The following is an 11,533-nucleotide window of genomic DNA, read 5'->3' as shown; positions in this document are numbered from 1 at the left end:
CTCCTGGACCGGGGCCGGTCTGCCGCGATCGCCTCGCTCCTGCGGTTCACGCGGCCTTGGTCAGGGTGGTCCGGTCCTTGCCGGAGATGTGCCACGAGGCCGTGGCGACGCCGTCCGCGGCTCCGTCCCCGTCGTGGCGCGGCCAGAGGAGGAGGGCTGCGGCCGTACCCGCCGCGGCCAGTACCGCGAGGATGGACCAGGTGAGGATGAGGCCGCTGTTCGTGCCGAGCACGCCTGCCACGGGGTAGGTGATCAGCCAGGCCAGGTGGGACAGGGAGAACTGGGCCGCGAATGCCTCGGGGATCGCGTTCCGTGCGACGGAGGCGCGCAGGACCTTTCCGGTCGGCGTGATGATCAGCGCCATGCCGATGCCGATCACCGCCCAGGTGACCGCCGTTCCGGTCCAGGTGGTGAGGCCGCCCGCGATGATCCCCACCGCCGCGACCGTGCCGCCGACCAGGACACCGGCTCCGGTCATCATGACGGTGCGGGCAGCGATCCGTTCGAGTACGCGGGGCAGGACAAGTGCGGCCAGCAGGGTTCCGGTGCCGGAGGCGGCGAGCGTCCAGGCGACGTCCTGCTGTGTGCCGCCGAGTTCGTCACGTACGTAATTGACGGTGCTGACGACGACGATCGAACCGGCGGACGCGACCACGAGGTTGAGCGCCATCACGCCGCGCAGCCGGGGCGTGGCGAGGAAGGTCCTGATGCCGCCCACCGCCTTGTCCCACGCCTTGGTGCGGGTGCTGGGACGGGCGTCGGGGATGCGTGTCGACAGGACGAGCAGGGCGGAGACGACGAATCCGGCGGAGGTTCCGAGGAACAGCCGGTCGAAGGTCATGAAGGTCAGGGCGACGGCCGCCAGTACGGGGCTGAGCAGGCTCTCCATGGTGGAGGCGACCTGGGAGGCGGACAGGGCCCGCGTGTAGGCGGCCTCGTCCGGGACGATGTCGGGGATGACGGCCTGGAACGTCGGGGTGAAGGCCGCCGAAGCCGCCTGGAGCAGGCCGATCAGCAGGTAGACGTGCCAGACCTCGGTGACCAGGGGCAGCGCCAGGACCACTCCGCCGCGGATCACGTCGAGGAGCACCAGGAGGGTCCGTCTGGGAAGCCGGTCGATGTACGCGGCGGCCAGTGGGGCGATGATCACGTACATGACCATCTTGATGGTCAGGGCGGTGCCGAGGACCATTCCGGCTCGCGGCCCGGCGAGATCGTAGGCGAGCAGCCCGAGGGCCACGGTCGTCAGCCCGGTGCCGAACAGGGCGATGACCTGGGCTCCGAACAGGTGGCGGTAGTCGCGGACGGAGAACAGACGCATGACGGGTTCCTTCCGTGTCCATGCGGCGGGGCACGACCCCGGGGCGGGGGACGTGCCCCGCGGTTACAGGCGGGGATTTCGCTACGCACCGGTGTCACTTCCCGGTGTGAGTCCGGCGAGGAGATTGAAGGCGCCGGTGAGGACGTTGAGCGCGACCACACCGACGACGTCGGCGATCACGCGGTCGCTGTATCCGTGTGTGCGCAGTGCGGTGATCTGTTCGTCGGTGATCGATGCCGGCTCGCGGTAGACCTGGAGGGCGAGGGTGATGATCGCCGCTGTCGCGGGATCGGCCGAGGTGCCCGCGTGGGCCCGCTCGATCTCCTCCTCGTCCACGCCCAGGGCGCGGGCCGCACCGGTGTGCGCGTCGAGGCAGAGCCGGCAGCCCTGCTGGGCCTGGACGGCGATCGAGATCCGTTCGCTGATCCTGCGGTCGAGTTTGGCCCGTCCCATGGCCCGGCTGAGCTGGAGGTAGCCGCCGAGCACGGCCGGCGAGTGCGCCATCGTGGAGACCATGTCCCCGACCCGGCCGTGACGGGTGACCAGATCCGCGAGGAGGTCGCGCGAGGCACCGACCGCCGTGTCGGGCGTGAGTCGGGTCAGGCGGGGCATGTCGCCTCCCTCGGTGTGGGATGTGTTCGCGTGGTCAGTGGTGTGCATGGCCGCCGTGTTCCGACGGAGCGTGGTGCGCGTGGCCCTGGTGCGCCTTCGCCTCGGTCGTGTGCACGGTGAACTCGGCGGTGCGGACGACGCCGTCGTGCCGGAAGTCCAGGTACAGGCGGTAGGTGCCCGCCGTGGGCGCGACCGCCATGAAGGAGATCTCGGGCCCCGGCGCGGTGACACCGTCGCCGGGCGCGCCGTCCGGGTGTACGTGGAGGTAGCCCAGGTCGCCGACGCGCAGCGCCACCAGGTGTCCGTACGCCGCCAGGTAGGGCTGGAGGTCCGTGACGGGGCGGCCGTTCCGGCTGACGGTGAGGGTCAGTTCGCTCGCCTCGCCGGGCAGGAGCGCTCCGTCGAGCATGACGGCGTACTCGTCGATCCGCGCGATTCCGGTGGCCTCGGGCAGCGGTCGCGGGTCGTACGGCCCGGTGACCGCGGCGTCTATGCCCAGTGTCATGGTGCCGTCGTGGCCGGCTGGGTGGATGTCGGCGAAGAATCGCCAGTCCCCCGCCTCCAGGGCCAGTTCGGTGCTCCAGGTGCCCTTCTCGTCCCGCACCGGGTGCACGTGCTGGAATCCGGACGTGTCACGCCGGACGGCGATGAAGTGCAGCTCCTTCTCGTGCTCCGGGAGGAACTCGGTCACCGCGGCCCCGTCGGGGCCGATCACCCTGAAGCCGATCTGCCGCACACCGGCGGTGAAGAGTGTCGAGTCGAGTTCGAGGGTGTACCCGTGCTCGGAGACCGACAGCCCGCCGGGCCGGGCTCCGCCGTGACCGCTGTGAGCACCATGGCCGTGGTGACCCTCGTGGCCCCCGTGACCGCCGTGAGTCGCGTGAGCGTTGTGGCCCTCGTGGCCGGTCTGGCTGTGGTCGGCGTGGTCGTTCATGGCAACTCCCTGGTGTGCTGCGCCTTTTGGCGTCTCCCGCTTTCTGACGCCCACCATAGCCCACATACCCCCCTGGGGTATAGAGATTGCGTGATCCAATTTTTTGGCAGGAGGCCGCCCGACTCGTCCGGCGCAGGAGAACGGCCTTCGGCGTCGACGCCGCGCCTGCCCGGCGCGGCGCGGCCGCCGGGGATTCGGCCATCGGCCCCGGCCTCGGCACGCACTCCGGGATTCCTTCCGGCGGGAGACCGGCAGAATGTCCCGATGACCGCATCACCGCAGAGCTGGACGCGCGCCGAACGCCTCGACCCCGACCGGCTGACGGCCGCCGTGTACCACGCGACGGGCGAACGGCTGACCGTCGAGGGCTCCTGCCCCGGCGGCCAGGTGGGGGCCGCGTACGTCCGCCGGGCCGACGGCCGCCTGTCCGTACTGAAGTGGCGGCCGGGCGCCCGGCTCGACGAGTTGCGGGCGGGCCCGCTGGCGGTGTGCGAGGTGCTGCACGAGCGGGGGTATCCCTGCCCCGCGACGGAGCTGGCGCTCCAGGTGGACGGTGCGGTGGTGCTGGTCCAGCAGCTTCTGCCGGGTGCCCCGCCGGACGCCCTGGACCACGACGGGCTGGACCGGGCACTCGCCCTCAACGCCGCACAGGCGGGGCTGCTCGCCGGGCGCGCCGACATCCCGCAGGTGCACCTCCACCTGCTGGAGGACGGCCCGGGCTACTGCCTCCACGAGCCGCTGCGCCGGCACAGCGCGCGCGGCGCGGCCCTGGAGGAGCGCATCAGGTCGGCCGGCGCCGCCCACCCCCCGCGGCTGGCCGGGGACGACGTGGTGCACCAGGACTTCCATCACGGCAACCTGCTCGCCGTGGACGGCACCGTCACCGGGGTCATCGACTGGGACGGCGCCGGACGGGGAGACCACCGCTTCGACCTGGTGACCCTCCGCTTCGGCCTGCACGCGAAGGACGCGGAGGGACAGCCCCAGGACGTCGTCCGTCGCCTCGACAGCCTCCTGGACGCCCTGCCCGAGGACGTACTGCGCCCCAGCTGGGCCCATATGAGTCTGCGGATGACCGACTGGGCCATCCGGCACTTCCCTCCGGAGCAGGTGGAACGCTGGCTGGAACTGGCCGAACAACGTCTGTGACGTGGGGTGTTCCAGCCGGATCACGATAGGTTCCCGCGATGACCTCCCACTGGCGGAACAACCGCATAGCCAGTGCCCTGCGGGGCGAGAACCCGACCGTCGTACGCCGCCTGGACGCGGGGTTCGCCGCGATCGGGGACCTGCAGTTCCTGCCCCGGTACTCGGTGCTCCTCGTGGACGAACCCCGGGTGCACCGTCTCTCGGACCTTCCGAGGGCGAAACGGCTGGCCTTCCTCTCCGACATGGACCGGCTCGGCGAGGCCGTGGAGCGCGCCTGCCTCCGGGCCGACCCCGCGTTCCGCCGGGTCAACCTCGAGATCCTCGGCAACACCGACGGTTTCCTGCACGCCCACGTGTGGCCCCGCTACGACTGGGAGCCCGCCGAGCTGGTCACCCGTCCAGTCCGGCTCCACCCGCATGGCCGGTGGACCGACGGCCGCCACGCTCTCGGTCCCCGGCACGACACGCTGCGGGCGGCGATCGGCGAGGAGCTGGACCGGACCGGTACCTCCCAGGACGGTGCCGCGTGACCGCACCGGCCGCGGCAGCGACAGCCGTCCCGACTCCCTTGCGGGTTCCCGCCTTCCGGCGGTTCCTGCTCGCCAATCTCGTCTCCGCCACCGGTTCGGCGATGGCCCCTCTCGCGCTGGCCTACGCGGTGCTCGGACAGGGCGGCGGGGCGGGGTCCCTCGGTGTCGTCCTGGCCACGAACTCCGTGCCGACCATCGTCTTCACCCTCGCGGGCGGGGTGCTCGCGGACCGGTTCTCGCGCAGCCGGATTCTGTTCCTGGGCAATCTCCTGGCCGGGCTCGCGCAGGGAGCCCTCGCGATGCTGGTGGCCACGCACCACGCGACGACCGCGTCGATCGCCGGGTGCGGCTTCGCGTCCGGAGTCGCCGCCGCCTTCACCGCACCGGCCGCGGCGGGCGTGGTGGGGCAGCTCGTCCCGGCAAATCAGCTGCTGCGGGCCAATGCGCTGGTCCGGCTTCCGAACAACACCGTCAAGGTGCTCGGGCCGGTGGCCGCGGGGCTGATCGTCGCGATGGGCGGGCCGGGCTGGGCCCTGTCGTGGGACGCGCTCAGCTTTCTGGTCGCGGCCCTGCTGCTGCTCGGTCTGCGGCTTGACGCACCGGTCGCGAGGGCGGGAGGCGCACTCGCCGACCTGCGGGCGGGCTGGGCCGGGTTCCGGTCCCGCGTCTGGCTGTGGACGTACACCGCCGCGGGCACGGTGGTGGTCGCCGCGTGGCTGGCCGGGTACCAGCTCCTGGGCCCTCTGGTCACGGCCGAGCACTACTCGGGGGCACGGTCCTGGGGGCTCGTCCAGGGCGCGTTCGCGTCCGGGCTGCTGGCGGGGACGGTGCTGTGCCTGCGCTGGAAGCCGTACCGGCTGCTGGCCGTCGCCGTGGCCACCGGCGCCGGACTCTGCCTGCCCCTGGCCGCACTGGCCCTCGGACTGGGCCTGCCCTGGGTGATGGCGGCCGCCGCGCTCGCGGGCATCGGGCTGGACGTCGCCGTCGTGGCCTGGAACACGGCGCTCCAACAGCACGTCCCTCAGGGGGAGATGGGCCGGATGAGCGCGTTCAACGGTGTCGGGGAACGGCTCGCCATCCCGCTCGGCTATCTGATCACCGCGCTCGCCGCGCACGCCTGGGCCGGCCGGACCGTACTGCTGGTCTGTGCCGGTGTCATCGCGGCGACCACACTTCTCAACCTCTGTGTCAGGGACGTGTACCGCGTCAATCGCCGCTGAGCCCGGGGCGGAGGGCGCGTCCGGCACGGGGCCGTCGGCGGGCGGGCCAGCAGGAGTGGTCGGCCGTGACGTCGGCCGAGCGGTGGAGGGTCCGCTGCGCCGTCGTCGTACGCGAGGTCAGGAGGGTCACCGGCCCAGTGCCGCCATCGCGGCGTTGTGGCCGGGCACCCCGCTGACCCCGCCGCCGCGCACCGCACCGGCCCCGCAGAGCAGCACATTGGCGTGCGCGGTCTCCACCCCCCAGCGGCCGGCCGCCTCGGTGGCGTAGGGGAAGGAGAGGTCGCGGTGGAAGATGTGGCCGCCGGGCAGCCGCAGTTCCCGTTCCAGGTCGAGCGGGCTCTTCGCCTCGATGCACGGCTCGCCGTCCGCGTCCCGGGCCAGGCAGCCGGTGACCGGCTCGTCGAGGTGTGCGTCGAGCTGGGCGAGTGTCGCCGCCAGCAGCTCGGTACGGGTCGCCGTGTTGTCGGCGGCGAAGAGCCGGGCGGGGGTGTGCAGGCCGAACAGGGTGAGGGTCTGGTAGCCGCGGGCCGCCAGGTCCGGGCCGAGGATCGACGGGTCGGTCAGCGAGTGGCAGTAGATCTCGGACGGTGGGGCGGCGGGCAGCCTCCCGGCCGCGGCGTCCCGGTAGGCGTCGGCGAGCTGCCCGTAGCCCTCGGCGATGTGGAGCGTTCCGGCGAACGCCTCGCGCGGGTCGACGGACCGGTCCTTCAGCCGGGGCAGCCGGGTCAGCAGCATGTTGACCTTCAGCTGGGCGCCCTCGGCCGGGGCGGGCGGCTCCTCGCCCAGGAGCCCGGCGAGCTCCTGCGGGGAAGCGTTGACAAGTACGGTGCGGGCCGCGACGACGGTTTCCGCCCGGGGTGAGCGGACGGTGACCTCGGCCCGCCGCCCGTCGGTCTCGATCCGGGTCGCCTCGTGCCGTACGCGGATCTCCGCCCCGGCCTCGCGGGCGGCGCGGGTGAGGGAGTCGGTGAGCGCGCCCATACCGCCGACGGGGACGTCCCAGTCGCCGGTGCCACCGCCGATCACGTGGTAGAGGAAGCAGCGGTTCTGGAGCAACGAGGGGTCGTGGGCGTCGGCGAAGGTACCGATCAGCGCGTCGGTGAGGACGACGCCGCGGACCAGGTCGTCGGTGAAATTCCGCTCGACCGCGACCCCGATGGGCTCTTCGAAAAGGGTCCGCCAGGCCTCCGGGTCGCCGATCCGCTCGCGCAGGGCGGCCCGGTCCGGCAGGGGTTCGGTGAGGGTGGGGAAGACCCGTCCGGCGACGTGCCGCGTCATGCCGTAGAAGCGCTGCCACGCCGCGTACTCCCGGTCGGAGCCGGTGAGCGCGGCGAAGGACTCCCGGGTCCGTCCGGCTCCCACGAGCAGTCCGGTGGCCCGGCCGCCGCGCACGGTGGGGGTGTAGGAGGAGACGGTCCGTTTCCTGGTCGCGAAGTCGAGTCCGAGGTCCTGGACGATCTTCGGCGGGAGCAGGGAGACGAGGTACGAGTAGCGCGACAGACGGGCGTCGGTCCCGGCGAAGGGGCGGGTGGAGACGGCGGCCCCGCCGGTGGCGGCCAGGCGCTCCAGGACCAGGACCGACAGTCCGGCACGGGCGAGGTAGGCGGCGGCGACCAGTCCGTTGTGGCCGCCGCCCACGATCACTGCGTCATAGCTGTCGGGTGCGGGCATGGCCCTTCGTAGCACGGTGCGATCGCCGTCGGCCAGAGGGCGGGGCGGGCGGGGTCACCCCGGGGACATCTGGCGGTTGCGGCGCAGGGCCGCCACCTGGCGGTACAGCTCGACGGCCTCCGGGCCGCGGCCGAGCTGCTCCAGGCAGTGCGCCTCGTCGTTGCGGGCGGCCAGCGCGTCGGGGTGACCGGCCCCCAGGAGCCGTTCGCGGGCCTCGGCGACCGTGCGGTAGCCGGTGAGGGCCTCGGACCAGCGGCCGAGCCAGCCGAGGCAGACCGCGACCTCGCGGTGGCTGACCAGGGTGTCGGCGTCGTCGGCGCCCAGCACGCGTTCGCGGATCGCGCACACGTCCCGCGCTTCGGTGAGCGCCTCCTCCCAGCGGGCCAGCCGCCCGAGGTTGACGCCGACGCCGTGGCGGGCGCGGAGCGTCTCGGGGTCCTCGGGCCCGCCGGCCCTGGTCCGGTCCGCCACCAGGGTGCGGTAGAGCTCCAGGGCCTCCGCGCTGCGGCCCAGTCTGCCCAGGCCGATGCCGACTTCGTAGCGGGCGGCGAGGGTGTCGGGGTGGTCGGCACCGAGCGACCTGGCCCGGGCCCGGGCCACCTCCCGGTAGGCCTGGAGTGCCTCCGTCCAGCGCCCCAGCCGGCCCAGGGTGTACGCCACTTCGTAGAGCGTCACCAGGGTGTCGGGGTGGTCGGCACCGAGCAGCCGGGTGCGGGCCGCCACCACCTCCCTGGCCATCCGGTACGAGTCCTCCAGGCGGCCCAGCCTGCCCAGGTTGAAGGCGAGGTTGTGGCGGCAGCGCAGGGTGTCGGGGTGATCGGGGCCCGTCGTCCGTTCCCGGGACGCGAGCACCTCGGCGTACACCTGATGGGCCTCGAAGTGGCGGCCGAGCCTGCCCAGCACGTACGCGCCCTCCTGCCTGGCGGCGAGGGTGTCGGGGTGGTCGGGGCCCAGGGCTCGCTCGCGGCCCTTGGCGACGCGGTCGAACTCGCGCAGGGCGTCCGTGGCGCGGCCGGTGCGGCTGAGGGAGAAGCCGATCTCGTACCGGCTGGCGAGGGTGTCGGGGTGGTCGGGGCCGAGTGCGTGCTCGCGCTCGGCTGCGACCGCCCGGTGCACCTCACCGGCCTCCTCCCAGTGGCCGAGCCGCCCCAGGTCGAGCCCCGCGTCGTGGCGGCCGGCGAGAACGGAGAGCAGCTCCGGCGAGGGGGCCGGGCGTTCGATGCGGAGCGGCGGAAGGCCGTCGGCCGGGGTGCGCGGGCCGGTGGTCCACTCGCCGGTGAGGCCGGTGAAGTGGCCGGGCACGGCTCCGGGGCGGCGGCCGGTCGCCGGGTGCCCGCCGGTCATGTCGCGGGCCCAGCCCGGCAGTTGCCGTGCGGGGTGGGGCACGGGCACCGGCGGCGCGAGCGGCACCGGGCCGGTCTGCGGCAGGTGCCCGGTGGGTGGCAGGTGCGGTTGTTCGCCCGTGCGGCCGACGGCGATCCGGTGGCGCAGGTCGCCGGCGTCGGCGGGCCGCTCGTCGGGGGTCTTGGCCAGGAGTTCCAGCACCACGCGGTCGAAGAAGCCGGGGAGGTCGGCCCGGTGGGTGCGCAGCGGCCGGGGCTGGGTGTCGCGGTGCCCGACCAGAACGGCCCAGGCGTCGTCGAGGTCGAACGGCGGTGCCCCGGTGGCGATCTCGTAGAGCACGCAGCCCAGTGAGTAGAGGTCGCTGCGGTGATCGACCTGGCCGCCGCTGATCTGCTCGGGCGACATGTAGTGCGGGGTGCCCATGGCGATGCCGGTGCCGGTGCCGGTGAGGCGGGAGGTGAAGCCGATGTCGTGGCCGAGCCTGGCGATGCCGAAGTCGCAGATCTTCACCGTGCCGTCGGTCAGCCGCATGATGTTGGCGGGCTTGAGGTCGCGGTGCACGATGCCCTGCCGGTGGGTGTAGCCGAGAGCGTCGGCGACCTGTTCGGCGATGTCGACGACGTCGTCCACCGGCAGCGGGGTCTGCTTGTTGTCGTCCAGGAGCTGGCTGAGGTTGCGACCGTCCAGCAGCTCCATCACCAGATAGAGGACGCCTTCGTACTCGCCGAAGTCATGGACGACGGTGACGCCGCGGTGCTGGAGCGAGGCGGCGACCCGGGCCTCGCGGCGGAAGCGCTCGCGCAGGACACTGGTGAACGACTGGTCGTGCTGGGACCCCATCGGCTTGAGGCACTTGACGGCGACATGCCGCCCCAGCGACTCGTCCTGGGCACGCCACACCTCGCCCATGCCGCCGCGCCCGATCCGTTCGAGCAGCCGGTACCGGCTCTGGATCAGCCTGGTGTCCGCCATCGCCTGCTGTCGCCCCCGTCGCTACGCCTGTACCCGCGCCCTCCCCGGCCCGTCCAGTATGGCGGGGACGCGGCATCGCGGCGCAGCGGTGTCGCGCACCGGTTCCGTGTCGCTCATGTCCGTACCTCCCGCTCGACGACATGCGTATGCGCAGGATACGTGCGGCCACCGACATCGCCCGTCGTGGCGGCGCGGGGCCCCGAGGGGCCATTGCCGGGTGCGGGGGCTCCCCGGGCATGACCGTCATGGCCGCTTCGAGCGGATTACCTCCTTCGGTACCCCTCATGGGTGTCGAGGAGGAGTACTTTCTCGTCGACCCCGGCACCCGTGAAGTCGTGCCGCACGCCGGGGAGGTGGTGCGTGGGACCGCGGCGGACATGGGCGATCCGGTCTCCCGGGAGCCGGGCCGGTACCAGGAGGAGAGCGCCTTGCCGGCCGTGCTGGTGCGGGCGTCGACGGTGACCGGTCTCCGGGCCGTCGAGCGCGGTGACCCCGGCCCCGGGATCTCCGCCGAACCGCTGCGGGCGGCCCGGGACGGGCTGCGCGGTGCGGTGATGGACCCGCGCACCGGCCTGCTGTCCCGGCCGGCGACCTGGTGCCGTCGTTGCCGGGCCACATCGGTCCCGCGCTCGACGGCCCGGTACCGGCGCCGACCGCCTGCGCGCCGTGCACGCGCCGGGGTTCACTCACCGATGCGGTGGAGGCCCTGGTGACGCCGGATCCGGCGGTCGGGCCGGGCTGACGCCGGCCGGAGCGGGCCGACGGCAAGCCGGCCGGACCGGCGGCCGTCGGGCGGGGCTACGGCAACCGGACGCCCGCGCGGCCCTGCCGGCCCTGGTGCACGTCCTGACCCGTGAAGGTGTCGCCCTCCCCGAGGCCGGTCCGCCACGGACCACCCGTTACGCGGACCACCCGTTACGCGGACGACCCGGCCAAAGCCGCCGACCTCGCCGTCCTCATCGGCGTGCTCAGCCGCTCTTCCTGCGCTCCTCCCCGGCCACGGGTCCGAGCGCCGCCACCGCGTCGAGCATCAGCTCCAGCGCGAAGGGGTAGCCGCTGACCCGCATGTCGGCGGCGAGCAGCGGGAAGGCGGCGGCGATGTGCGGGTGGGTGTCGGCACTCAGCCTGCCGTACGCCTCCTGCCAGACCTCGGCGTCGGCCGCCCGGGCGGCCGGTGGCAGGGCGAGGGCCGCGGCGTCCTGGGCCGCGAAGGCCAGGGCCTGGTCGACGAAGGCGTGGTAGATCCGTACCGCGAGCGCGTCCGGAAAGCCGGCCTGCCGCAGCACGCCCAGGATCGTCTCGACCGCCCGCATCTCGTGCGGGCGGCCGGTGGTGCGGTGCGCGGCGAGGATCGCGGCCTGGGGGTTCGCCCGGTACGAGTCATGGATCCGCAGACCGATGGCGCGCAGGTCGGTCCGCCAGCAGCCGGTCACGGCCCAGCCCTGCTGGGCGCGGCCGATCAGCTCGTCGGCGACGGCGAGCAGCAGGTCGTCGGTGTTGCGGAAGTAGCGGTAGAGCGCACTGGGGTCGGCGCCCAGGGCGGCTCCCAGGCGGCGCACGGAGAGCGCCTCGGCGCCTCGCTGCTCGATCAGGTTCAGCGCGGTCCGCACGATCAGCTCCTCGGAGAGCACCGCGCCCTGCTTGGTGGGCCTGCGGCGCTGCCGTCGGCCTTCGGGAACCACCCGGTCTGCCATGGGCAGACCTTACGTCAACACCATTGACGTGTGAACCGTCTCTCTTGTTCGATGGCGCCGACCGCTTCCCCCCGACGTGCGCCGCC

Annotated in this window: 10 protein-coding genes; 4 read left to right on the top strand and 6 right to left on the bottom strand. The window is 73.2% G+C overall.

The window, feature by feature from the left end:
- Positions 1-46: 46 nt before the first annotated feature.
- The 3 genes from ACFCV8_RS19175 to ACFCV8_RS19165 all read right to left on the bottom strand — a co-directional run bounded on the left by ACFCV8_RS19175 (position 47) and on the right by ACFCV8_RS19165 (position 2,867).
- The gene (locus ACFCV8_RS19175) at positions 47-1,321 is read right to left on the bottom strand and encodes an MFS transporter (protein WP_376686552.1); all 1,275 of its coding nucleotides are present in this window, start codon (positions 1,319-1,321) and stop codon (positions 47-49) included.
- Positions 1,322-1,402: 81 nt separating this feature from the next.
- Positions 1,403-1,933 carry a carboxymuconolactone decarboxylase family protein gene (locus ACFCV8_RS19170; RefSeq protein WP_376686551.1) on the bottom strand — a complete coding sequence of 177 codons (531 nt, stop codon included), beginning with the start codon at positions 1,931-1,933 and terminating at the stop codon, positions 1,403-1,405.
- Between the two features lie 34 nt (positions 1,934-1,967).
- Entirely contained in the window at positions 1,968-2,867 is a 900-nt protein-coding gene (locus tag ACFCV8_RS19165) for a hypothetical protein (RefSeq protein ID WP_376686550.1), read from the bottom strand.
- 264 nt (positions 2,868-3,131) lie between these two features.
- Here ACFCV8_RS19165 and ACFCV8_RS19160 point away from each other — a divergent pair, with 264 nt between their 5' ends.
- Genes ACFCV8_RS19160 through ACFCV8_RS19150 form a run of 3 tightly spaced genes read left to right on the top strand, consistent with a single transcriptional unit; the run spans position 3,132 to position 5,766 of the window.
- On the top strand, positions 3,132-4,016 hold the full coding sequence (locus ACFCV8_RS19160; RefSeq protein ID WP_376686549.1) for a phosphotransferase: 885 nt from the start codon (positions 3,132-3,134) through the stop codon (positions 4,014-4,016).
- Positions 4,017-4,054: 38 nt separating this feature from the next.
- Positions 4,055-4,546, top strand: coding sequence for a diadenosine tetraphosphate hydrolase (locus ACFCV8_RS19155; RefSeq protein ID WP_376686548.1), 492 nt, complete (start codon positions 4,055-4,057; stop codon positions 4,544-4,546).
- Positions 4,543-5,766: an MFS transporter gene (locus ACFCV8_RS19150; protein ID WP_376686547.1), complete on the top strand. Its 1,224-nt coding sequence runs from the start codon at positions 4,543-4,545 to the stop codon at positions 5,764-5,766. Before ACFCV8_RS19155 ends, ACFCV8_RS19150 begins: the two co-directional genes overlap by 4 nt.
- A 126-nt stretch (positions 5,767-5,892) precedes the next feature.
- Here the strand turns inward: ACFCV8_RS19150 and ACFCV8_RS19145 are convergent, their stop codons facing one another.
- Complete coding sequence (locus tag ACFCV8_RS19145; protein WP_376686546.1) at positions 5,893-7,437, bottom strand: phytoene desaturase family protein; 1,545 nt, start codon at positions 7,435-7,437, stop codon at positions 5,893-5,895.
- A 54-nt stretch (positions 7,438-7,491) separates the two neighbouring features.
- Positions 7,492-9,753 carry a tetratricopeptide repeat protein gene (locus ACFCV8_RS19140; protein ID WP_376686545.1) on the bottom strand — a complete coding sequence of 754 codons (2,262 nt, stop codon included), beginning with the start codon at positions 9,751-9,753 and terminating at the stop codon, positions 7,492-7,494.
- 284 nt (positions 9,754-10,037) lie between these two features.
- On the opposite strand from ACFCV8_RS19140, the gene ACFCV8_RS19135 reads away from it, so the two are divergent.
- A complete protein-coding gene (locus tag ACFCV8_RS19135) occupies positions 10,038-10,466 on the top strand; it encodes a hypothetical protein (RefSeq protein ID WP_376686544.1) in 429 nt (142 codons plus the stop codon).
- Positions 10,467-10,721: 255 nt separating this feature from the next.
- Here the strand turns inward: ACFCV8_RS19135 and ACFCV8_RS19130 are convergent, their stop codons facing one another.
- Entirely contained in the window at positions 10,722-11,447 is a 726-nt protein-coding gene (locus ACFCV8_RS19130) for a TetR/AcrR family transcriptional regulator (RefSeq protein WP_376686543.1), read from the bottom strand.
- Positions 11,448-11,533: the final 86 nt, after the last annotated feature.

Origin of the sequence: Streptomyces sp. NPDC056347, from assembly GCF_042262625.1 — a bacterium.
Classification (GTDB): Bacteria; Actinomycetota; Actinomycetes; order Streptomycetales; family Streptomycetaceae; genus Streptomyces.
This window is presented reverse-complemented; position numbering and strand designations above follow the sequence as displayed.